Genomic DNA, 22,631 nt, shown 5'->3' on the forward strand with positions numbered 1-22,631 from the left:
TCATGATCAGCAGACGACTTGTCCTCGCCGGTCTGACCGGGGTCGCCTTCAACCACGGCTTCCAGCAGGTTGCGCAAGCAGCATCCAACGCGTCTGAGCCGCTCAACGCCGTCGATTACGGTCTTCAACCGGGATCGACACAGGATCAAACGGCGAAATTCAACGCGCTTCTCGAGAGCGCAAGCGCCAAAGGCAATCAGGTTTTCCTGCCCGCCGGGACCTATATCGTTTCCGCCATCCTATGCCCGTCCTATGTCAATATTCTCGGCGTGACCGGCCAAAGCCGCATCGTCTATGCGGGCACAAGCGGCTTTGTCCAGGCAAGCGACTCCAAGCTGATCCAGTTCACCGGACTCGTTTTTGACGGCAACGGAAAAGAGCTCGGCGACAAGGCGAAGGGGCTCATCGAGGCCAACAATGTCAGGACCTTGTTGATCCGCGATTGCACAATCGTTGGATCGGCGCAGAACGGGCTTTCGCTCTTTCAATCGGGCGGCGCAATCGACGGCAACCGGATTTCGGGCGTAGCCGACGCCGCGATATTTGCCGCCAGTTCTACGGGCCTTGCGATCACCCGCAACACGATCAGCGATTGCGGCAATGGCGGCATCCTTGTTCATCGTTACGACAAGGGCCGCGACGGAACCATCATCAGCGGCAATCGCGTGCAAAAGATCCGGGCCGATTCCGGCGGAACGGGCCAGAACGGCAATGGCATCAATGTCTACAAGGCCGATAATGTCATCGTCGCAGACAATGTCGTCAGCGACTGCGCCTTCACGGCCGTGCGCGGCAACAGCGCCAGAAACATCCAGATCACCGGCAACAATTGCACGGGCAGCGGCGAGACGGCGATTTACTCCGAGTTTGCGTTCGAGGGCGCCATCATCGCCAACAATATCGTCGACGGCGCCGCCAATGGCATATCGATCGTGAACTTCGACGATGGCGGGCGCCTCGGTACCTGCACCGGCAATATCGTACGCAATCTGTCGGTGAAGGGCCCATACGCAGGCACGTTCGGCATCGGGATTTCGGCGGAAGCGGACAGTACCATTACCGGAAATCTTGTTGAGGGCGCGCCGACTTACGGCCTCCAGCTCGGCTGGGGACCCTACATGCGCAATCTCGTTGCCAGCGGCAACATCGTCCGCAATTCCGGCGAAGGCATCTATGTAACGGTCGTCGATGGGGTTGGAGCGGCCATCATCACCGACAATATCATTCAGGGTGCAGCCAAAGGCGCGATTGTCGGCCACAAGTGGGAAGAGGTTGCGATAAAGGATCTTACCCAGAAGGGCTCGGCCTATCCCAACCTCGTCGTCGAGCGAAATATCGTCAGTTAATATCCGCCTCAGTCAGTTCTTCCGTCGGGCTGATGACCCCATAGGTGATGCCGTTCCAATTGCGCATTTCGCGATCGGCAAACCTGTCGAGCTTCGATTCAAGCTCCGCTTCATTGCGGAAAATACGCGCCAGAACCGTCGCAATCATTGCCTCGGAAGCTCGCGTCGCGCCATCGTCGCACTTGACGGCGATGCCGAGTCCAAGCTCGGGGACGGCACCGACAAATACACCCTCCGCACCCGTCTTCACGAATATGCGGCCCGGAGCCATTTCCATAAGTTCGGTGCAGGCGCGATGTGTGCCGGCGACATAGAAGGGAGCGGCCATCGCCGCGTCCATCAAGCGCCGTGCCGCCTTCGCGCGCTCTGGCGCAAGGTCGGTCCCCGTCGCCATGCGCGCAAAGCCATGTGCGAGGTGTTTGAGGGGAATAGCATAGGTCGGTATGGAGCAGCCGTCGGTGCCGCAATAGTCCAGCGTGTGGGGAGCGCCGGTAACGCTTTCCATCGCTTCGCGCACCATATCCTGTTCAGGCGAGCCCAGCGCAGAGTAGCCGCGCGTCTCGACGCCAAGGTGCCGGCAGGTGCAAAGAAACCCCGCATGCTTGCCCGAGCAATTGTTGTGGAGCGCCGTCGGCTCCTGCCCGCTCTTGGCCAGCGCAATGAGTACCGGCTGCTGTGTCGGCCAATGGGCGCCGCATTCGAGCGCCGAAACATCAAGGCCGGCTCGTGCCAACATGTCGGCTGCCCGGCTCACATGCTGGGGCTCGCCGGAATGCGATGCGCATGCCATAGCAAGCTCCTCATTGCCGAAACCATAAGCATCGGCTGCGCCGCTTTCGACAAGCGGCAGCGCCTGGATCGCCTTGATCGCAGAGCGCGGAAATGTCGGGCGCTCGATATCTCCGAGCGAATAGACGATTTTGCCGTCGCCATCGGTAACAACCACCGAGCCGCGATGACGGCTTTCGACCGTTTCACCGCGGAAAACCTCAACGAGAACCGGATTAGTCATGGGAGATCATCTTTCAATTGGGTCGAAAATCTTGCGCCTCGCCGATTTATAGGCCGTCCCGCCATTGATACCAAGCTCGGCCAATCGGAATCATTTCATGGGGTTGGCGCGCGAAGCTGAAAGGTTGAATCAGCGCCTTCAAGCCGATTCAACCTGTGGCCGAACCTATTTGATCCGTTCGAGAACGGAAACGTAGTTGGCGACCGCCGCGCCGCCCATGTTGAAGATGCCGCCAAGCTTTGCGCTGGGGACCTGGATGCCGCCTGCCTCACCGGTAAGCTGCATCGCCGACAAAACGTGCATCGACACCCCACTTGCACCAATCGGATGCCCCTTCGCCTTGAGTCCCCCTGACGGATTGACCGGAAGGCGACCATCCATGGCAGTCTGGCCCTCGAGCGCGACCTTGGCGCCCTCGCCCGGTTTCGCCAGACCCATCGCCTCATATTCGATAAGTTCGGCAATCGTGAAGCAGTCATGAGTCTCGACGAAGGAGAGATCGTCGATTGTAACCCCGGCCTGCGCCAAGGCGCGCTTCCACCCTAATGCGCATCCTTCAAATGAGAGGATGTCACGCTTCGAGATGGGCAGGAAATCCTGAACATGCTGGGCGGCACGGAATGCGACGGCGCGCTTCATTTTGAGCGCGGTTTCTGTATCGGTTAGGATAAGCGCCGCAGCGCCGTCGGAGACGAGGGAACAATCGGTGCGCTTGAGCGGGCCGGCCACGAATGGGTTCTTTTCGCTCTCCTGCCGGCAGAATTCATAGCCGAGATCCTTGCGCATCTGCGCATAGGGATTGCCGACGCCGTTCTTGTGATTCTTCGCGGCGATCATGGCCAGCGCATCGGACTGGTCGCCATATTTCTGGAAATAGGCGGCGGCGATCTGGCCGAAAACGCCGGCAAAACCCGCCGGAATATCGCCTTCCTCGGGAAGGTAAGATGCTTTCAGCAGATTCTTGCCGATCTCCGGGCCAGGTGTAGAGGTCATTTTCTCGACGCCGACGACGAGTACAACCTTGGCCGCGCCCGCCCGAATGGTCTTGATCCCCTGATGAACCGCCGCCGAACCCGTGGCGCAGGCATTCTCCACGCGGGTCGCGGGCTTGAAACGCAGCGAATCGCTGGCCTGGAGGACGAGGCTGGCCGTGAAATCCTGCGGCGAGAACCCCGCGTTGAAGTGCCCAAGCACGATCTCGTCGACATCCTCGGGACCGATCCCGGCATGCTCGAGCGCTCCGATCGCGGCCTTGACGATCAGACTTTCGACCGTTTCACCCTCGAGTTTTCCAAACGGCAAATGCGCCCATCCGACGATGCAGGCTGTCATCTTGTTTCCTCCACAAATGTCATGGCCATTGACCTAACCACGATCAGACTTTTGTTCAAGGTGCATGCCCGTCGTGGCGAACAAGACCGCCCAAACTCGTGCTCTTAATCCTACTCCTTTCCACACACCGGCGCAGAGATTTTTATTGATTGACCAGTCAATCAAGAATAGATTTGCGGGAAACAGGATGCCGGGCAATGCCGAAATTAGGAATGGAACCGTTGCGTAAACGCGAGTTGATCGATGCTGCGATCCGCACCATCGGCCAACGCGGCTCGCTTGATGTGACTGTTGCGGAGATCGCCCACGAAGCCGGTGTTTCGGCGGCGCTGGCGCATCACTATTTCGGCGGCAAGGAACAGCTGATCCTGGCAACCATGCGGCATCTCCTGAAGGAACTCGGCAACGATCTGCGCAATGCGCTGCACAAGGCGCCAACAGCCGCTGGGCGCGTTGCGGCGGTCATCGCAGTCAACTTTTCGGCCTCGCAATTCGCGCCGGAGACGGTGGCAGCGTGGCTGACATTCTATGTCCATGCACAAAAATCCGATGAAACGCGCCGTCTCCTGCGCATCTATGCGAGGCGCACCCATTCGAACCTGGCCTATGCGCTGGGACAAATGACCGACCGGGCGACGGCAGCGCAGATCGCCGAAGGGGCAGGCGCAATGATCGACGGCCTCTATATCCGCCATGCGCTGCGCAATGGCGCACATGAGGCGGCGTCGGCCATCGCCCTCGTTGAAGATTACGTGAATATCAAACTCGCAGCCGCCGGAGCACTGCAATGACAAGGCCCAACATTCTCATCATCGTGGTCGATCAATTGAACGGCACGCTTTTTCCGGATGGCCCGGCGCCTTTCATCCACGCGCCGCATCTGAAGGCGCTTGCCAGGCGTTCAGCCCGATTTGCAAAAACCTATACGGCCTCGCCGCTTTGCGCCCCGGCGCGGGCATCGCTGATGTCGGGCCAATTGCCTTCGCGCACGCGGGTTTACGACAACGCTGCCGAATTCGCTTCGGACATTCCGACCTACGCGCACCATTTGCGCCGTGCCGGCTACTATACCGGCCTTTCTGGCAAGATGCATTTTGTTGGACCGGACCAGCTTCATGGTTTCGAAGAGCGGCTGACCACCGATATTTATCCTGCCGATTTCGGCTGGACGCCTGACTATCGCAAGCCCGGCGAGCGGATCGACTGGTGGTATCACAATCTCGGATCGGTGACCGGCGCCGGTGTCGCCGAAATCACCAACCAGATGGAATATGACGACGAGGTTGCGTTCCACGCCCGGCAGAAGCTCTACCAGCTTTCGCGCGAAGCCGATGATCATGCACGGCGCCCCTGGTGCCTGACTGTTTCCTTCACGCATCCGCACGACCCTTATGTCGCCCGCCGCAAATATTGGGACCTCTACGAAGGTTCGGAAGCCCTCGACCCCTCTGTCGGCGAGATTGGTTTTGCCGATCAGGATCCGCATTCGCAGCGCCTGCTCAAGGCCTGCGACTACGAGGCCTTCGACATTACGGCCGATCAGGTACGCAAGGCGCGCCAGGGCTACCTCGCCAACATTTCCTATATTGATGACAAGGTTGGCGAGATTCTCGACGTTCTGCAGACGACCCGGATGCTTGAGGATACAATCATCGTCTTCACGTCGGATCACGGCGACATGCTCGGCGAGCGCGGCCTGTGGTTCAAGATGAACTTCTTCGAAGGCTCGGCACGCGTGCCGCTCATGATCGCTGGCAGGGACATCCACGCGCACCTTGTCGAAGCGCCCGTATCGACATTGGATATCACGCCAACGCTGGCAGCACTTGGCGGTGTGGATATTGCTGAAGTCTTGCCCTGGACCGATGGCGAGGATCTTGGCCCGCTCATGCGCGGCGATGGGGCGCGCAGATCACCCGTGCTTATGGAATATGCGGCTGAAGGCTCGAATGCGCCGCTCGTTGCGTTGCGCGACGGCAAATACAAGTTCGTGCACTGCGAGATCGACCCGCCGCAACTATTTGATCTTGAATCGGATCCGCACGAACTCAACAATCTTGCGGGCGATCCCGGTCATGCTGGGGTCGTCGCCGATTTCACGGCAAAGGCTCGTGCGCGCTGGGATATGGCCGCCTTCGATGCAGCAGTGCGCGAGAGCCAGGCGCGACGCTGGGTGGTCTATGAAGCATTGCGCAACGGCTCGTATTACCCCTGGGACTATCAGCCGCTGCAAAAAGCGTCCGAGCGCTACATGCGCAACCATATGGATTTGAACGTTCTGGAAGAGAATGCCCGCTATCCGCGTGGCGAGTGAGACCGGGCATGGAAGCAGATTTCGTCATTATCGGTTCGGGTTCCGCCGGCTCCGCCATGGCCTACCGCCTGTCGGAAGACGGCAAGCATTCGGTGATTGTCATCGAATATGGCGGCACCGATATCGGGCCCTTCATCCAGATGCCGGCTGCGCTTTCCTTCCCGATGAACATGAGCACCTATGATTGGGGTTTCAGCTCCGAACCCGAGCCGCACCTCGGCGGTCGCAGGCTGGTCACGCCGCGTGGCAAGGTCATCGGTGGATCGTCGTCGATTAACGGTATGGTGTATGTGCGCGGCCACGCTCACGACTTCGATCACTGGGCCGAGACCGGCGCCGCCGGCTGGTCCTATGCCGATGTGCTGCCTTACTTCAAGCGGATGGAAAATTCGCATGGCGGCGAGGCGGGATGGCGCGGCACGGACGGCCCGCTGAACGTCCAGCGCGGGCGCCGCGACAATCCCCTGTTTCACGCCTTCGTCGAGGCAGGCAAAGAAGCAGGCTTCGAAGTCACCGACGACTATAACGGCTCGAAGCAGGAAGGCTTCGGAGCTATGGAGCAGACCATCTACAAGGGGCGGCGCTGGTCGACGGCGAACGCCTATCTGCGCCCTGCCCTCAAGCGCCAGAATGTAAGCCTGATCAATGGGTTCGCGCGCCGCGTGATCATCGAGAATCAGCGCGCGACCGGTATCGAGATAGCGCGGCGCGGCAAAACCGAAATTATCCGGGCGCGGCGCGAAGTGATCATTGCCGCCTCTTCCATCAACTCCCCCAAGCTGCTCATGCTGTCCGGCATCGGTCCGGCCGCGCACCTCAAGGCGCACGGCATCGATGTTGTCGCTGATCGGGCAGGTGTCGGCCAGAACCTGCAGGACCACCTCGAAGTCTATATCCAGCAGGAAAGCCTCAAGCCGATAACGCTCAATTCCAAACTCGGGCTTGTTTCCAAGGCGATGATCGGGGCCGAGTGGCTGTTCTTCAAAAGCGGGCATGGTGCCACAAACCATTTCGAATCCGCAGCCTTCGTGCGGTCGAAACCCGGTATCGATTATCCGGACATCCAGTACCATTTCCTGCCCGCCGCGATCCGCTACGACGGCAAGGCGGCTGCCAAGGGCCATGGCTTCCAGGCCCACGTCGGACCCATGCGCTCGAAGTCGCGCGGCAGCGTAACGCTGGCCTCATCGGATCCGTTCGAAAAGCCAAAGATCGTCTTCAACTACATGTCGCATCCGGACGACTGGAGCGACTTCCGCCATGCCGTGCGCCTGACCCGCGAGATTTTCGGCCAGTCCGCACTTACGCCTTATCGCGGCCGCGAAATTTCCCCGGGCTCGCACGTGCAATCGGATGATGAAATCGACGATTTCCTGCGCGAACATGCCGAGAGCGCCTTTCATCCCTGCGGTACCTGCAAGATGGGCGCGACCAGTGACCCGACCGCCGTGGTCGATCCGCAATGTCGTGTCATCGGGGTGGAGGGACTTCGCGTTGCCGATTCGTCGATTTTTCCGCGCGTGACCAACGGCAATCTCAACGGTCCATCGATCATGACCGGCGAAAAGGCTTCGGACCATATTCTCGGTCGCGATCCACTGCCGCGTTCCAACCAGGAGCCCTGGATCAATCCGCGCTGGCAGGTGAGTGACCGGTAAGGTATCCATACGCATTCAAAGGAGAGCACCCATGCGCGCGCAGCCCAAGGCATCGCATTTCATCAACGGCCGGTTTGTCGAGGACAAGGCGGGCAAGCCGCTTGATGTGATCTACCCGGCTACCGGCGAGACCATTGCCAGGCTTTTCGGCGCAACGCCTGCCCTCATCGACGAGGCGGTTCAGGCGGCAGCCGCGGCGCAGCCCGCCTGGGCCGCGCTGAAACCGGTAGAGCGTGGCCGCATCCTGCGCCGCGCCGCCGATATCCTGCGCGCCCGCAATGCCGAGATCGCTGAACTTGAAACGCTCGATACAGGTAAGGCCATTCAGGAAACGCTCGTCGCCGATCCAGCCTCGGCCGCCGATGCACTCGAATTCTACGGCGGCATCATTGCCGGGTTTAATGGCGAGATGATCGAGCTTGGCGGCTCCTATGCCTATACGAGGCGCGAAGCTCTCGGCGTCTGCGTCGGCATCGGCGCCTGGAACTACCCGATCCAGGGCGCCGGCTGGAAATCGGCACCGGCTCTCGCAGCGGGCAACGCCATGATCTTCAAGCCTTCGGAAAACACGCCGCTTTCTGCTCTGGCGCTCGCGGAAATCTACAAGGAAGCCGGCCTGCCTGACGGCCTGTTCAACGTTGTCCAGGGTTTTGGCGATGTCGGCTCCCAGCTCGTTGACCATCCGCTCGTCGCCAAGGTATCGTTGACCGGCTCCGTGCCTACCGGCAAGCGGGTCCTTGCCCAGGCCGGCTCGCACATGAAGCACGCCACGATGGAGCTCGGCGGCAAGTCCCCGCTCATCATCTTTGACGATGCCGACGTGGAGAATGCGGTCGGCGGTGCGCTTCTCGGCAATTTCTATTCGACTGGCCAGGTCTGCTCCAACGGTACACGTGTTTTCGTCCAGGGCGGTATCAAGGATCGCTTCCTGGAGCGCCTGACAACCCGCACGAAAGCTATCCGCCTCGGCGATCCGCTCGACCCTGAGATCCACCTTGGACCGCTCGTCAACGCGGCGCAGCGCGACAAGGTCGTGTCCTACATCGAGAAGGGCAAGGCAGAGGGGGCGACGCTCCATTACGGCGGCGGCGTACCGCAGATGCAAGGGTTTGAGGGGGGCTGCTTCGTCGGGCCGACCATTTTTACTAATGTGACCGACGATATGATCATTGCCCGTGAGGAGATATTCGGGCCGGTCATGGCCGTTCTCGATTTCAAGGACGAGGATGAGGTCATCGAGCGCGCCAACGACACGAAATTTGGACTGTCGGCGGGCGTGTTTACGCAGGATCTTGCGCGAGCACATCGGGTCATCAGCCAGATGAAGGCCGGCACCTGCTGGATCAACACATATAATCTGGCGCCGGTGGAAATGCCTTTCGGCGGGTTTAAGCAGTCCGGCGTCGGGCGTGAGAATGGCCTCGCCGCGCTCTACCACTACAGCCAGATCAAATCGGTCTATGTGGAGACGGGGAAGGTCGAAAGCCCTTACTGATCGACTGGGTGACCGCTACTTGCCGACATAATCCACGTATTGGGTGAGCGCGCAGACGAGGTGATAGAAGATCGAGGCGGGAACGTCTTCCGCCTTGGCGCGGCCGGTCTCGTCGATGAGATCGATCCACAGCCCCCTCGGCGCCGGTTCGATGTGCCAGCGGAACAGCCGGCCCACACGCGCCTCGATCTCCGGCTTCAAATTCGGGCCGCCATTGCCGTCGAGCGCGATAGCCGCCTTCACAGCTTCAGTCTGCGGCCAGCTGCGTGAATTGGTGTCGAGCGGCAGGCCATGGCGCGACACGGCGCCATAGGCAAGGCCCGTCGCCCGGTTGAGGCCGTTGGCAATGGCCGAGGAATAGAGCTTGCGCGCAAAGCGGACAAGATCCTTTTGCCCGGATGCGGCGGCGAAATTGACGAGCAACGAAGCCCATTCGAAGTGGTGGCCGGGTTCGGTCCACTCGCCTTCCTCGCCGGGCGCCCGCTCCCAATCATTGGTAAAGTACTCGCCCAGCGTCCAGGTTTCCGCATCGAACATGTGGTGGCGGAAAAGGTCGACGATGCGGGCCGCCCGTTGCAGATAGTCGCGATTGCCGGTGGCATTATACCAGGCCAGAAACGCTTCGAGCAGGTGCATGTGCGGGTTGGAGCGGCGCAGGCCCTTGCCGTCCGGGGTTTCCAGAAAGCCGGTCAGGCGCGCATCGGCGAGATACTCGTCGATGAAGGCAAATGTTTCGGTGCCGAGCGCGAGCGCTCCCGAATGGCCAGCCTTATGCGCATGGGCAAGCGCCAGCAGGACGAAGGACTGGTCATAAGCATCTTCCGTGGCGTCGAGCACGCTGCCGTCTGGGTTGAAGGTCTTGACCCAGCCGCCGCGGTCGGTACGGCCGTTCCTGGTGATAAAATCGATCCCGTGATCGATCAGCGCCGCTGCCGGGCCGTCCCAGCCCATTTCGTGGGCGACGGCAAAGGCATAGATCTGCCTGCCGATGGTGCGCATGCGTTTCGGCTTGGCAACCGGCGTCGCCTCGAAGGACAGCGCCTCGTGAAATCCGCCGAAACGCTCATCAACGCCGACGGTCGACCACAGCGGCAGCGTCTCACTGAACAGCCAGTGGCGCACGCGGTTGGCATAGGCGCCGACCTGAGGAAGACGGTCTTGCGAAGGGGTGAACTTGGTTTCGAGCCGTCCCGACTTTTCCAGTTGCTCGACGATCTTGCGCACGTTCTGACTTTCGCTGACCGGTGCGACGAAGGTTGCATCCGCCGTCGCCACAACAGCGGTGTCGCGCAGGCCCACGACAGACAGCAGCCCGCCTTCGCTGCGCAGATAGCTGTGCTCGCAGTCGATGGCGACGACATCACCAACGATGACGTTGCCGTTGGCGTCGACCGAACCGACATCGAGCAACGACTGCCAGGAGCCGAGGTCGTTCCAGCGGAAGGTCGCCGGGACGAGCGCGATACCCGAAGCCCGTTCCATGATGGCGTAGTCGACGGAAATCGAGGGCACTTCGGCATAAAGCTCATAGGGAAGATAGGTGCCAGAAACATTGGTGTCGGCAGCATCAAGCGCGGCGACGGCCTTGTCCCATATTTCCGCAGCGTGCGTTTTGAAGGCTGCGCGCATGGCACTGGCACGGAAAAGAAAAATGCCGGCATTCCACAAAAAATTGCCCGATTCCAGATAGTCCCTGGCCTTGGCTTCGTTCGGCTTTTCGACAAAGCGCACGACATCGCGCGTGCCCTCGCCCGTCGCCCCGACCTCGATATAGCCGAAGCCGGTCTCGGGACGGTCCGGCTTGATGCCAAAGACAACGATCCGCCCGGCTTTTGCCGCGGCAACGCCGGCTTCAACGGTGTTCCAGAAATCGCGATCGGTGGTGATCTCATGGTCGGAAGGCACGACGAGCACAAGGTCGTCGCCATGCTCCCGCAAGGTCACTTCGGTGGCAAGCACCACGGCCGAGGCAGTGTTGCGGCCCATCGGCTCGAGGATCGGCCGCCCACCCGCGAGGTCGACGCCAGCAAGATCATGCTGGATGCGCGCGGCGTGTCGTTCCGAGGCGAGAAGATAGACAGGTACGGCCGTGTCGTTTGCCCGCGCGCTCATGCGCCGGACCGTTCGCAACAGCATTGAGCCCTGACCGGAAAGATTGTGGAACTGCTTCGGAAAATCCTCGCGCGAAAGCGGCCATAGCCGCGAACCAACACCGCCGCTCATGACGAAGCTGATGATCTTCTGCTTTTCCGCCGCCATCGAACGCAGCCCCGCACTTTCTACGCATTGAAGACTTGATGCCAATCGATACAGGAGTTTGGAAGGCGATCACAGAGGAAAATAAGGCGTAGGACGCTCGGAAAAAGGTTTCCAGAGCCTTATCAAAAAGTGGATAGAAACGACTTGCAGGTACCGAGACCGGACGGTATATACCGCGCGTCACTGGTTACGGAGTGTAGCGCAGCCTGGTAGCGCACCTGCTTCGGGAGCAGGGGGTCGGAGGTTCGAATCCTCTCACTCCGACCAGTTGAATCAGGCCCGATTTCCATTGTGGCCAGAACAAATCCCTTAACCCCATGAGGTTAGCCCACAGTGGTGTAAATCCATTGCGGTGCAGCTTTGCTAGAATGGCGTGATCAATAAGGGGTTATTGATGTGAACGACGCTACTCTTATCCTGCTTTCCATCTTTACGGTCATTGGTGCATATCTGTTCTACGTGCCTCCGCTGTAGACCAAGCGGCCAAGCATTCGCGAATGTTTGCGCGCTCTAAAATATGAGCCGCGGAACAGCCTCGATCAACGCACGCGTGGTCTCGGTTTTTGGCGCTTTGAGCACCGTATCCGTATCGCCGCTTTCGACGATTCGCCCTTCGTCCAGCACGATCAAGCGCTCGGCGAAAGCGCGGACGACGGCAAGGTCGTGCGATATGAAGATGTAGGCAACGCCGGTTTGCTCCTTCAGATCGAGGAGCAGGTTAAGGATCTGGGCACGCACCGAAACATCGAGCGCGGATACGGGCTCGTCCAAAACGATCAGTTCCGGCTTGGTCATGATCGCCCTCGCTATCGCCACTCTTTGCCGCTGGCCGCCTGAAAGCTGACGTGGCGGACGATCGATCAAATCTGTGCCGAGTCCGACGCGCTCGAGTGCGGCGCCGATCGTCGCGCCATAGTCGCCGGGGTTGGCAAGTCCATGCAAGCGCAACGGGTCCTCAAGAACATCGCGGACGGTGGCGCGTGGATTGAAAGCCGCGAGCGGATCCTGGAATACCATCTGGAATCGGCTGCGACGCCGGCGCAGACGCTCGCCGCTCAAGGCGGTGATATCCTGCCCGGCCAGATGGATGGACCCCTTGTCCGGGTCGGCAAGGCGCATGATCAGGCGCGCGAGCGTGGTCTTGCCCGAACCGGAGGCACCGGCCACGGCCAGCGTTTCGCCCGGAGCGAGCACAAAACTTATATCTCGCAGGCCAGCCCCGCCGCGATCGCCGAAGCGTTTGCTGATATTTTTGACTTCGAGGATCGGAGTGGGCGACGTCATTCGAGACCTGCCGTATCGATTTCGGCAAGGCGCTTTCTACGCGGTGTATCGAGCGAAATGTGCGTGTCGACAAGCGCACGCGTATAGGGGTGGCGGGGCGCGCCGAGCACGTCTGCCGCAGAACCGAACTCCACGAGCCTTCCTTTATAGAGCACGCCGATCTTGTCGGCGCGCTCCGATGCCAGCGCGATATCGTGCGTGACGAAGATCAGCGTCAGCCCATTGTCCCTGACCAGCCGATCGAGCAGATTGACAATGTGTCGCTGTACGATGGTATCAAGCGCGCTCGTCGGCTCATCGGCGATGAGCAGCGAAGGATTTCCCGCAAGCGCGATGGCAAGGGCGATACGCTGCTTCTGGCCTCCAGAAAATTCGTGCGGATAGCTGTTAAGCCGAGCGAGAGGACGTGAAATCTGGACCGCCCCCAGCAATTCGGCGGCGCGGACCCGGGCGGCAATCCAGCCAATCCCCTGGTGGATTATCGCAACTTCAGCGATCTGGTCACCCACATTCATCACCGGGTCAAGACTGCCATTAGGATCCTGGAACAGAACACCAATATCCTTGCCCGGTCTTGGCTTGTATCCAAGTGCGGAAAAATCAACCGACCCTGTCGCCTTTGCCCCCTCGGGCAGAAGCCCGGCGACCGCCATTGCCAGCGTGGATTTCCCGGAACCGCTTTCGCCGATGAGCGCGAGCCTTTCACCTTGGCTCACCTCGAGCGAGATATCTTCAAGAGCAACGTCCGCGTCATAACGCACGCCGAGGCCTGCTATATGCAAATAGGGCTTGCTCATGGCTGCAGCCTTTCTGAGCGCGACAAGCCACGGCCGAGCAAATGAACGGCAAGGACAGTAACGACAAGCGCAATTCCCGGGACGATGGAAAGGTATGGCGCGGAGCGAAGAACAGTGCGCCCTTCCGCAATCATGCTCCCCCAGGTCACGCGATTGGGGTCGCCGAAGCCGAGGAACGACAGGGCCGCCTCGATGAGGATGGCGGCGGCGACGGAAATAGCGGCAAGCGATGCTGCCGGCCCGAATGCATTGGGCAGAATTTCACGAAAGGCAATCTCGAGCGGGTGCATGCCAAGCGTGCGCGCCGCCGCGACAAAATCACGTTCGCGCAACGACAGAACCTCGGCACGGGTGACGCGAGCCGCTTGCGTCCAGGTGCCGAGGCTGATTGCAAAGATGAGCGTCGGCACGCTGGGCCCGGTAACACTGATGGCGGCAAGCGCCAGCAGAAAGCCGGGAACGGTCTGGAAAGCCTCGGTGATCCGCATCAGGATCGCATCGGCGATACCGCCGAGAAAACCCGCCAGCGTGCCGACGACGCTGCCGACGATGAGTGCCGCGGCGGCCGAAAAGAAGGCAACAAGCAGCGTGGTGCGCGTCCCGTGCAACAGGCCAGCGAGGACGTCGCGGCCGAGCCGATCGGTCCCGAGCGGATGGGCTGCGTCGGCGAAGGGGCGAAGCAACGGTTCGCCGCTGATCGCCAAGGGATCCCCCGGCGCTAGGATGGGCGCCAGCAGCGCCATGAGAATGAGCGCCATCAGGATTACCGCGCCGATCCGCCCTTCGCCGTTGAGATTGCGCCAGGCATTCATCGGCCGGTCCTCACGCGCGGATCGAGCTTGCCATAGGCCAGATCGACGAGAAGATTGGCGATTATGACGGTTATGGCGCTGCAAAGAATAATCCCGAGGAGCAGCGGTGTGTCGCGCCGCGCCACCGCTTCGGCGGCAAGGCGGCCAAAGCCGGGGATGGCGAAGACGCTCTCGACGACGACGCTGCCGCCGAGCATGGCCGCCGCCTGAAGCCCGAGCATGGTGACGACCGGCAGCACCGCGTTGCGGGCGACATGGCGCCAGACGATACGCCAATGGCCGATGCCGCGCGCCCGCAGCGACTGCACAAATGGCTCATGCCAGATTTCGCCCATGCGATCGCGCATGAGGCGCAAATAGAGGGCGAGGTAGACCATGGCGAGCGAGGTGACGGGCAGGATCAGGTGCGCGCCAATATCGCCGATACGGGTGAACCCCGACTTGCCGGAAGCAATCGACTCGATGCCGCCGACAGGCAGCCAGCGCAGATCGACCGCGAAAATTACGATAAGCACCAAGCCCAGCCAGAAACCCGGAACGGCATAAATCGCCAGCGAGGTGACCGAAAGAAATCGGTCGCGTATCGAACCGGGACTGGCGCCGGCAATCACGCCTAGCAAGGATCCAATGAAAAATGCCAGCGTCGTGGCAAGGGTCATCAACAGGAGGGTAATGGGCAGGCGCTCGAGGATCACCGAGCCGACCGGCCGCTGATATGCGGTGGACCAGCCGAGGTCTCCCTGCGCGAGTGCGGTGGCGTAGGCCTTGAACCGGTATGCAGGACCTTTGTCGAGTCCCCACTCCTGGCGCAATTGCGCCAACTGCTCGGCGTCGAGCGTGCCCGAACGCGCGACGTAAGAATCGACCGCATCGCCCGATGCCGCCTCAAGCAGCAGGAAACTGCCGACGAGAACGATCGCCAGGACAGGAAGAGCGCCGAGCAGACGTTTCAGCAACAGGGAAACGAGAGGCGGCAAGATTACTCCGGTCGGGCGACGTGTGCGATTGATTCCAGCACTAGGCTAGAGGTTTTGCCATTGAAATTGAAGCGGTTCCTGTGGCTGCTATGGCTTCACCCAAACGTTCGACCAGTTGGAAACTGCCCAGCGCGGATTGTCCGACACGTTTTGCACCGAGTCGCGCGCAACCGTGATGAACGAGAATTCGGCGACATTGATCAACGGCAGATCGTCGGCAGCTTTCTTCTGCAGTTCCTTGTAGAGCCCTGCCCGCTTGTCTGCATCGATGGTCGAGGCAGCGTCCTTGATCAGCTTGTCGATGTCGGCATTGGCATAGCCGTACTGGTTGGAGAAGGGCACCCCGGCCGGCAGACCGCTCTCAAACAGGATCGTCGTCGAGATTGCAGGATCTGAGCGGTAGACGGGGGTCGCCACCGTAATGTCGAAGTCATGGTCTGTATAAACCGCCTTCAGGTGGGCTGACGTGTCGTTGCTGACAATCAGGGCGTCAATCCCGATCTTGGCCAAAGCCTGGCGAAGATAATCGCCGAACTGTTTGGTTTCGTTGAAGAACGGTGCCGGTAACAGTTTAAGGGTGAAGCGGTTTCCGTCAGCGCCGCGCTTGTAGCCGGCTTCATCAAGCAGCGCCTCCGCCTTCGCCGGATCGAAAGCATATTTTGTGACATCGGGTTCAAAGAACGTCTTGTCATAGGCGGGTACGGGGCCCGATGACGATTTCGCATAGCCAAGAAAGATCGTCTTCACCACAAAGTCGTGGTCGATGGCATGGGCGATTGCCTGGCGTACCTTGAGGTCGGCGAGTTCCTTGCGGCGATGGTTTATTTCCACGATGAGCTGATAAGTCAGGCCTTCATAGCCGTTGGCATAGACCTTGAGGCCCGGCACCTTCGAAATCCGGTCGAGGTCGGCAAGCGGAACCGCGGAAAAAGCTGCAAGCTGAATCTGTTCCGCCTCGAGCGCATTGCCGGCGGCAGCGCGATCGGGAAGGAACTGATAGACGATTTCGTCGAGCAGGGGCTCGTCCTTCTGCCAATAGGCGTCGTTGCGCTTGAGGAGATAATACTCGCCCGGCTTGTACTCGCCAAACTTGAAGGGTCCCGTGCCGACCAATTGCTGATTGGCGGGATTCTTTGCGATGTCCGTGCCTTCATAGATATGCTTCGGCACCACGGAGGTCACGACCGGCAGGGCATTGAGAATGAGCTGGAACGGTGTCGGCTGCGAAAACATCAATATAGCCGTGTGGTCATCAGGCGTATCGACGCTGTCGAGGTTCTTGAACACCACGCGGCCGAGATTCTGTAATTTCTTCCAGACTTCGAGCGCGGAGAATGCGATGTCGGCGGAGGTAAACGGCTTGCCATCATGCCAGGTCACTCCCTCGCGCAGTTTGAATGTCGCCGACAATCCGTCGGGTGACCCCTCCCATGACGTCGCAAGGCGCGGCGAAAGCCCGTCCTTGCCCTCGTAGGATTGCTCGGCGAGCGGTTCGATGACCTTGCTGGCAACGAAGAACACGCCGTTCGATGCAACGATAGCCGGGTTGAGATTGGCCGGTTCGCTATCACCGGCGACGATCAAACGGCCGCCCTTGACCGGCTGCTCCGCCGCCCAGCCCTTGCCGCCAAGAGCGGCGATTGCACCGGCACTGGCGGTCGCAGCAAGAAATGCGCGTCGATTGAGGATGATGCGGGACATTGGTAACCTCTCCGGCTCAGGTGGAAGTTCGATTGGACAGGATTTCGTCGAGGGCCTTGACGGCGGCGCGGGCAAAAGAAGGTTCGGCGGAGGCGCCCATATGGCCGACGCGCAGCACCTTGCCGGCGGTTTCGCCGCGGCCGAGCGAAACCAGAATACCGTGATCATCGAGCAGCCGGTCGCGCAGGGCGGCATCGCTCCAGCCCTCGGGCACGCAAAATGCGGTCGTCGTCGGCGCGCACCATTCCTCGCGCTTCGGCCAAAGCTGGACACCGATTTGCCTTAAGCCATCGCGCATAATCGCCGCCGTTTGTGCGTGGCGGGCCCAGACATTTTCGGCGCCTTCACTGAAATAGCGATCGAGCGCGGCGTCTAGCCCGTATATCTCCGAGATCGACGGCGTTACGGGGAGGCTTCGTCCAGGCTCCGACGCGTCCTTCCACCCAAGGAGACTGAGGAACGAGCCGCGCGGCGCGTCCCTGTTCGCCTCAATCTTTTGCCAGGCACGCTCGCTTACCGAAATGAGGCTGAGGCCCGGCGAAGCGCCGAGACACTTCGACGGCGAGGTGATGAAAATATCCGCATCTACGGCGTCGGGATGGACATCAAGGCCGGCAAAGGAAGAAACGGCATCGACGATGAGGTAAGCCCCGTGTTCAGCGACGACCTTGCCGATCTCGGCCAAGGGATTGAGCGTACCGGATGGCGTATCGTGGTGACAGACCGAAACGACCGTGATCTCCGGCCGGCGCCGCAGTACCTGGCGAACCGCCTCCGTATCGATCACTTCGTCAAATGGAACGGCAAGCTCGACGACCTCCTTGCCATAACGCGCCGCCCAGGCGGCAAAGCCCTTGCCGTAGACGCCAGATACGAGGTTGAGGACGATGTCGCTCTTTTCGATCAGCGCCGCAGCGGCCGCCTCGATACCGAGGATCGCCTCGCCCTGCATGATGACTGGCGCGAGCCGGGTCCGCATGGCCCTGCGCAGTTTATCGATGACATCGGCATAATAGGTCTGGAATGCGGGGTGATAATCGTAAATCACCGGCCGACCCATTGCCTGGAGCACTTCGGGGTAAACCGGGACCGGCCCGGTCGTCAGCATCATTGGCGGAATGGGAAGCCTGGATTGCACTGCCGAACTCGTCCCGTCCTCATCGATGCTCTGTCGCCGACGCAGACCATATTCTGCCGAATGCCGGAAACCAAGGAAAACTCTTTCAATCCTTGGCCGTTCGGCAATGCGAATATTTCGAAGCTACAAACCGGGGCTCGGCTCTCAAGGAACTTTCTGGCGCAGGCATCATTTGTTCGCCATAGTAAACCCCTGGCCCAGGCAAGAAAACAGGACGGCATCATGAGCAAATATGTCTTGATCGGTTCGGAAGGATGTGGATCGGTGATCGTCGAACTCGCCATGCGCGAAGCCCAGGCAGAGTTCGAACTCGAAGAAATCCCCTACCTCGAACCCGGACCGGACCGGGACCGTCTGCTCGAACTCAACCCGCTTGGTCAGGTTCCGACGCTTATCATGCCAGATGGCAGCGTTATGACCGAGAGTGCGGCGATCATCCTCCACCTCGCGGATGCCTTCCCCGACCAACGCTTCGTGCCCTCATCCAGCGATCCCCAGCGTCCGGCGTTCCTCCGCTGGCTGCTTTATATCAACAGCGAGATTTATCCGACGACAACGTTCGCCGACGATCCCGACCGTTGGAAAATATCCGAGACAAAAAGCCAGCCATACAAGGATGCCATCGATCAATACCGGATGGAGTTGTGGGCAAACGTCGAGCAGGTCGCCGACGACCCCTATTTTCTTGGAGAGAGGCTTTCGGCTGTCGATTTTTACATTGCGGTCATGCGGCATTGGCGGCCGGGCAAGAAAGCCTTCGCCAAGGCGTTGCCCAAGCTCAACACCATTGCCGACAATGTCTCCCGCCTTCCCCAGTTCGAATCGATCCTGAAGCGGAATTTCCCTGATTCGTGACAAGGAAAAGCTTCAATCTTCGAATTCGGCCCAGGTAGGCGCGTGGTCGCTTGCATTGGCCAAGCTCCGCGCGTCGCGGTTGACGCCCGCATCCGTCACCCGTTCATAGGCCGCGGGCGATGCCATCAGCATATCCAGCCGCAAACCCGCATCGCGATCCCATGCATTGCGCATATAGTGCCAGAATGAGTACATCGGCTCCTCCGGATAAAGCGTGCGAACGACGTCGACCCACCCTTGCGCCGACAGCTTGGCGAATGCCTCCCTGCTCTCCGGTTGCAGCAAGGCATTGTCCATCCACGAGCGCGTATTGTAGATATCGAAATCGGTCGGTACCACGTTGAAGTCACCCGCGAGGATGACCGGTATGTCCATTTCGAGAAGTTCCGCCGCGTATTGATGCAGCCGCTTGAACCAGGCGAGCTTGTACTGAAATTTCGGTCCGGGTTGCGGGTTCCCGTTCGGCAAATAGATCGACGCGATCAGAACGCCGTTCACCGCTGCCTCGATGTAGCGGCTTTGCACATCCTCGGGGTCACCCGGCAGCCTGTCGCGCGTGAGGATCGGCTTGGCGCCGCGCGCAAGGATCGCAACGCCGTTCCATGATTTCTGGCCTTTCCAGACCGCTTCATATCCGGCATCGCGCAGCGCCTCTGCCGGAAAGCTCGCATCCTCGCACTTCAACTCCTGCAAGCAGACGACATCCGGCGCGGACGTTTCCAACCAATGCAGAAGATTCGACAGTCGCTTGTTGATATTGTTGATATTGTATGTGGCGATCTTCACTGGCGATCCTGGTTGCCCGCTCCCATATGATTTCTACATCATTTCGGACCGCCGCCAAGCGTTCTTGCCAAGCGAATGCGGAACCTTCGGCGCAGCTTTTTGCTTTTGCATTGAAAGACGTGGACGAAATCAACCGAGGAGCAGGATATGAATCGCGGCATCACCATCAATCCGCATCCGGAGCCGGTAACGGTCCGGTTCCACGACGTCGTGATAGCGTCGAGCGATCACGCAGTCGAACTGCACGAGCCCGGACATGAGCCGGTCCTCTATTTCCCCTTCGACGACATCTATTTCGTCCATCTCGAAAAGACCGAAACGCACACGGAGTGCCCATGGAAAGGCACCGCGTCCTATTGGCGTGTGCTCGGTCAGGGCGAGGCCTCGGACGATGCCATGTGGTCCTATGAGGAGCCGAAGCCGGAGGTCGCGGCCATCCGCGGTTATGGCGCGTTCGACCAGAGGAAAGTCAGGTTCGAATAGGACGCCGCTTGGAACCTTGGCGCCTACCCTTCGTTAGGAAGTATTCCCACCGAAAACGAGGATGGTACCATGGCCACGGAAAACAATTTCGTCACCGACCGGGGTAATGGCGGTGAAACCCATCAGCACGTGCCCGAAAAAGGCCCGCATGGAGCCGAGGGGCACCTCACCACCAACCAGGGCATTCACGTCAGCGACAACCAGAACAGCTTGCGGTCCGGGGAACGCGGACCGACCCTGCTCGAAGACTTCGTCCTTCGCGAGAAGATTTTCCACTTCGACCACGAGCGAATCCCCGAGCGCATCGTGCACGCGCGCGGATCGGCGGCACATGGCTATTTCGAGCTCTACGAATCCCTTGCCGACATCACCAAGGCCGACCTCTTTCAGCGCAAGGGCGAGAAGACGCCGGTGTTTACCCGTTTCTCCACCGTGGCTGGAGGTGCGGGATCGGTCGATACACCGCGTGACGTGCGCGGGTTCGCAGTCAAGTTCTATACCAAGGAAGGGAACTGGGACCTCGTTGGCAACAACATCCCGATCTCTTCATCCAGGACGCGATCAAATTTCCCGACCTCGTTCATGCTGTGAAGATGGAGGCCGATCGCGCGTTCCCGCAGGCAGGCAGCGCCCACGATACGTTCTGGGACTGGGCCTCGCTCATGCCCGAAACGACGCACATGCTGATGTGGGCCATGTCTGACCGGACCATCCCCCGGTCCTTCCGCACCATCGAGGGCTTCGGCATCCACACCTTCCGTCTCGTCAATGCCAAGGGCGAATCCACCTTTGTCAAATTCCATTGGAAGCCCAAGCTCGGTCTGCAATCGACCGTGTGGGACGAGGCCCTTAAGTTGCAAGCGGCGGACAATGACTATCACCGGCGCGATCTGTGGGAAGCAATCGAATCCGGAAATTTCCCCGAATGGGAACTTGGCCTGCAGCTTTTCGACGAGAAGTTCGCCGATGCCCAGCCCTACGATGTGCTTGACCCGACCAAGATCATTCCTGAAGAAGTCATTCCGGTGCGCAGAGTTGGACGGCTCGTCCTCGATCGCAACCCTGACAACTTCTTCGCCGAGACCGAACAGGTCGCCTATTGCCCGGCAAACATCGTCCCGGGTGTCGATTTTACCAACGATCCGCTGCTTCAGGGCAGGCTGTTCAGCTATCTCGACACGCAAAAATCGCGGCTTGGCACAGCCAACTTCCATCAGCTTCCCATCAATGCACCGAAATGCCCGGTGATGAATTTCCAGCGCGATGGCCAGATGCAGATGAATGTTCCGAAAGGACGCGCCAACTACGAACCCAACAGCCTTGCCGCGCATGGCGAGGAAGGCGGGCCGCGCGAATGTCCGGTCACCGGGTTTACGACTGCAGAAGGCCGGACCGATCAAGCGGAAACCGGCGGCAAATTGCGGATACGTGCTGAACTCTTCGCCGATCACTACAGCCAGGCAAGATTGTTCTGGCGCTCGCAGCAGCCTTCCGAACAGGCGCACATTGCCTCGTCCTTCGTGTTCGAGCTCTCGAAAGTAACCCTTGCGCAGGTACCGCCCCGCATGGTCGCAAACTTGCGCAACGTTGACGAAGATCTCGCCAAGCGCGTGGCAAACGGGCTTGGCATCGAATTGCCGGAAAAGTCGGAGGCCGCACGCGCGCCGCTCGACATGGAGCCCTCACCTGCTCTCAGCATCCACGGAAACATGAAACCCACGCTTGACGGACGTTCGGTCGGTATCCTGATCGATGGCGGCAGCGATGCCGCGGCGCTCGGCGCGCTTACCAATGCAGTCAAGCAGGCAGGCGGCAAACCCGTCATCGTCGCGCCAAAGATCGGTGGCGCCAAACTAGCCAATGGCGATACAATGAAAGCCGATGGTCAATTGCTCGGTACGCCGTCGCAATTGTTCGACGCTGTCGCGGTTATCGTCTCCGCCGATGCTGCCGGCAGGCTGGCAAATGAGGGAGCGGCAAAACAGTGGGTAATGGACGCCTTCGGCCATCTCAAGGCGATCGGTTATACGGCCTCGTCCAAGGCTTTGCTCGACGCCGCCGGTATCAAGGACGATGCAGGCGTCGTGCCGGTTGAAAAAGGCTTCACCGATGCCGCTACCAAGCGTTATTGGGACCGCGAGCCGAAACTGAGGATGCTCGCCTAGGCGAAAGCCAGTGGAGACGGAAGCGCGTTGACAATTGTTTCCCCTCTGCACGATCCTCTCCACCGCCATGCTCTGGCTAGGTCCCGGATAGATTACCCGTGCGCGCTCCTTGGTTGTACATGCCACACCTACCTGTGGGTCAATCGGGACATAGGCCAAGAATGACGGTGGGGTGGATAGGGGCCATGGCGCTGACGTCCCCCTATCCGTGGCGAGA

Annotated in this window: 17 protein-coding genes, 1 tRNA gene and 1 pseudogene; 9 read left to right on the top strand and 10 right to left on the bottom strand. The window is 60.1% G+C overall.

Features of this window, described 5'->3' with window-relative positions; genetic code table 11:
• Positions 1-2: 2 nt before the first annotated feature.
• Positions 3-1,346 carry a TIGR03808 family TAT-translocated repetitive protein gene (locus BM074_RS01670; protein ID WP_091919337.1) on the top strand — a complete coding sequence of 448 codons (1,344 nt, stop codon included), beginning with the start codon at positions 3-5 and terminating at the stop codon, positions 1,344-1,346.
• On the opposite strand, the gene BM074_RS01675 is transcribed toward BM074_RS01670, so the two are convergent.
• Complete coding sequence (locus tag BM074_RS01675; RefSeq protein ID WP_091919339.1) at positions 1,339-2,358, bottom strand: asparaginase; 1,020 nt, start codon at positions 2,356-2,358, stop codon at positions 1,339-1,341. The two genes, BM074_RS01670 and BM074_RS01675, sit on opposite strands and share 8 nt — an antisense overlap.
• Positions 2,359-2,523: 165 nt before the next feature.
• Positions 2,524-3,690: an acetyl-CoA acetyltransferase gene (locus BM074_RS01680; RefSeq protein WP_091919341.1), complete on the bottom strand. Its 1,167-nt coding sequence runs from the start codon at positions 3,688-3,690 to the stop codon at positions 2,524-2,526.
• 197 nt (positions 3,691-3,887) lie between these two features.
• Here BM074_RS01680 and betI point away from each other — a divergent pair, with 197 nt between their 5' ends.
• The 4 genes from betI to betB are packed head-to-tail and all read left to right on the top strand — an operon-like array spanning position 3,888 to position 9,157.
• A complete protein-coding gene (gene betI / locus BM074_RS01685) occupies positions 3,888-4,481 on the top strand; it encodes a transcriptional regulator BetI (RefSeq protein ID WP_091919343.1) in 594 nt (197 codons plus the stop codon).
• Positions 4,478-6,004, top strand: coding sequence for a choline-sulfatase (betC, locus tag BM074_RS01690; RefSeq protein WP_091919346.1), 1,527 nt, complete (start codon positions 4,478-4,480; stop codon positions 6,002-6,004). The genes betI and betC overlap by 4 nt, the downstream gene beginning before the upstream one ends.
• 8 nt (positions 6,005-6,012) lie before the next feature.
• On the top strand, positions 6,013-7,662 hold the full coding sequence (betA, locus tag BM074_RS01695) for a choline dehydrogenase (protein WP_091919348.1): 1,650 nt from the start codon (positions 6,013-6,015) through the stop codon (positions 7,660-7,662).
• A 31-nt stretch (positions 7,663-7,693) separates the two neighbouring features.
• Complete coding sequence (gene betB / locus BM074_RS01700) at positions 7,694-9,157, top strand: betaine-aldehyde dehydrogenase (protein ID WP_091919350.1); 1,464 nt, start codon at positions 7,694-7,696, stop codon at positions 9,155-9,157.
• Between the two features lie 15 nt (positions 9,158-9,172).
• Here betB and BM074_RS01705 read toward each other — a convergent pair whose 3' ends face one another.
• Positions 9,173-11,416 carry an AGE family epimerase/isomerase gene (locus tag BM074_RS01705; RefSeq protein WP_244532708.1) on the bottom strand — a complete coding sequence of 748 codons (2,244 nt, stop codon included), beginning with the start codon at positions 11,414-11,416 and terminating at the stop codon, positions 9,173-9,175.
• A 190-nt stretch (positions 11,417-11,606) separates the two neighbouring features.
• Here BM074_RS01705 and BM074_RS01710 point away from each other — a divergent pair.
• Positions 11,607-11,683 (top strand) — tRNA-Pro (locus tag BM074_RS01710).
• A 243-nt stretch (positions 11,684-11,926) separates the two neighbouring features.
• Here the strand turns inward: BM074_RS01710 and BM074_RS01715 are convergent.
• The 6 genes from BM074_RS01715 to BM074_RS01740 all read right to left on the bottom strand — a co-directional run bounded on the left by BM074_RS01715 (position 11,927) and on the right by BM074_RS01740 (position 18,125).
• Positions 11,927-12,700 (bottom strand): ABC transporter ATP-binding protein, encoded by a 774-nt coding sequence (locus BM074_RS01715; RefSeq protein ID WP_091919353.1) that lies wholly within the window; start codon positions 12,698-12,700, stop codon positions 11,927-11,929.
• Entirely contained in the window at positions 12,697-13,497 is an 801-nt protein-coding gene (locus tag BM074_RS01720) for an ABC transporter ATP-binding protein (protein ID WP_091919355.1), read from the bottom strand. The genes BM074_RS01715 and BM074_RS01720 overlap by 4 nt, the downstream gene beginning before the upstream one ends.
• Entirely contained in the window at positions 13,494-14,309 is an 816-nt protein-coding gene (locus BM074_RS01725) for an ABC transporter permease (protein WP_091919357.1), read from the bottom strand. The genes BM074_RS01720 and BM074_RS01725 overlap by 4 nt, the downstream gene beginning before the upstream one ends.
• The gene (locus tag BM074_RS01730) at positions 14,306-15,286 is read right to left on the bottom strand and encodes an ABC transporter permease (RefSeq protein WP_091919359.1); all 981 of its coding nucleotides are present in this window, start codon (positions 15,284-15,286) and stop codon (positions 14,306-14,308) included. Before BM074_RS01730 ends, BM074_RS01725 begins: the two co-directional genes overlap by 4 nt.
• Positions 15,287-15,373: 87 nt before the next feature.
• Entirely contained in the window at positions 15,374-16,987 is a 1,614-nt protein-coding gene (locus tag BM074_RS01735) for an ABC transporter substrate-binding protein (protein ID WP_091919361.1), read from the bottom strand.
• Between the two features lie 16 nt (positions 16,988-17,003).
• On the bottom strand, positions 17,004-18,125 hold the full coding sequence (locus BM074_RS01740) for a pyridoxamine--pyruvate transaminase (RefSeq protein ID WP_244532709.1): 1,122 nt from the start codon (positions 18,123-18,125) through the stop codon (positions 17,004-17,006).
• Positions 18,126-18,347: 222 nt separating this feature from the next.
• On the opposite strand from BM074_RS01740, the gene BM074_RS01745 reads away from it, so the two are divergent.
• Positions 18,348-18,980 (top strand): glutathione S-transferase family protein, encoded by a 633-nt coding sequence (locus BM074_RS01745; protein ID WP_175498856.1) that lies wholly within the window; start codon positions 18,348-18,350, stop codon positions 18,978-18,980.
• Positions 18,981-18,992: 12 nt separating this feature from the next.
• Here BM074_RS01745 and xth read toward each other — a convergent pair whose 3' ends face one another.
• Positions 18,993-19,766: an exodeoxyribonuclease III gene (xth, locus tag BM074_RS01750; RefSeq protein WP_091919365.1), complete on the bottom strand. Its 774-nt coding sequence runs from the start codon at positions 19,764-19,766 to the stop codon at positions 18,993-18,995.
• A 147-nt stretch (positions 19,767-19,913) separates the two neighbouring features.
• Between xth and BM074_RS01755 the strand changes: the two genes are divergently transcribed.
• The gene (locus BM074_RS01755) at positions 19,914-20,249 is read left to right on the top strand and encodes a DUF427 domain-containing protein (protein ID WP_091919366.1); all 336 of its coding nucleotides are present in this window, start codon (positions 19,914-19,916) and stop codon (positions 20,247-20,249) included.
• Positions 20,250-20,318: 69 nt separating this feature from the next.
• Positions 20,319-22,414 (top strand): annotated as a pseudogene (locus BM074_RS01760) (catalase).
• The last annotated feature ends 217 nt before the right edge of the window (positions 22,415-22,631 follow it).

The sequence above is a fragment of the Phyllobacterium sp. CL33Tsu genome (assembly GCF_900113985.1).
Classification (GTDB): Bacteria; Pseudomonadota; Alphaproteobacteria; order Rhizobiales; family Rhizobiaceae; genus Phyllobacterium; species Phyllobacterium pellucidum.

Excerpts from the sequence above, each read along its gene's own strand:
- BM074_RS01670 (WP_091919337.1), top strand. The coding sequence starts at position 3 with ATGATCAGCAGACGACTTGTCCTCGCCGGTCTGACCGGGGTCGCCTTC.
- BM074_RS01675 (WP_091919339.1), bottom strand. The coding sequence starts at position 2,358 with ATGACTAATCCGGTTCTCGTTGAGGTTTTCCGCGGTGAAACGGTCGAA.
- BM074_RS01680 (WP_091919341.1), bottom strand. The coding sequence starts at position 3,690 with ATGACAGCCTGCATCGTCGGATGGGCGCATTTGCCGTTTGGAAAACTC.
- betI (WP_091919343.1), top strand. The coding sequence starts at position 3,888 with ATGCCGAAATTAGGAATGGAACCGTTGCGTAAACGCGAGTTGATCGAT.
- betC (WP_091919346.1), top strand. The coding sequence starts at position 4,478 with ATGACAAGGCCCAACATTCTCATCATCGTGGTCGATCAATTGAACGGC.
- betA (WP_091919348.1), top strand. The coding sequence starts at position 6,013 with ATGGAAGCAGATTTCGTCATTATCGGTTCGGGTTCCGCCGGCTCCGCC.
- betB (WP_091919350.1), top strand. The coding sequence starts at position 7,694 with ATGCGCGCGCAGCCCAAGGCATCGCATTTCATCAACGGCCGGTTTGTC.
- BM074_RS01705 (WP_244532708.1), bottom strand. The coding sequence starts at position 11,416 with ATGGCGGCGGAAAAGCAGAAGATCATCAGCTTCGTCATGAGCGGCGGT.
- BM074_RS01715 (WP_091919353.1), bottom strand. The coding sequence starts at position 12,700 with ATGACGTCGCCCACTCCGATCCTCGAAGTCAAAAATATCAGCAAACGC.
- BM074_RS01720 (WP_091919355.1), bottom strand. The coding sequence starts at position 13,497 with ATGAGCAAGCCCTATTTGCATATAGCAGGCCTCGGCGTGCGTTATGAC.
- BM074_RS01725 (WP_091919357.1), bottom strand. The coding sequence starts at position 14,309 with ATGAATGCCTGGCGCAATCTCAACGGCGAAGGGCGGATCGGCGCGGTA.
- BM074_RS01735 (WP_091919361.1), bottom strand. The coding sequence starts at position 16,987 with ATGTCCCGCATCATCCTCAATCGACGCGCATTTCTTGCTGCGACCGCC.
- BM074_RS01745 (WP_175498856.1), top strand. The coding sequence starts at position 18,348 with ATGAGCAAATATGTCTTGATCGGTTCGGAAGGATGTGGATCGGTGATC.
- BM074_RS01755 (WP_091919366.1), top strand. The coding sequence starts at position 19,914 with ATGAATCGCGGCATCACCATCAATCCGCATCCGGAGCCGGTAACGGTC.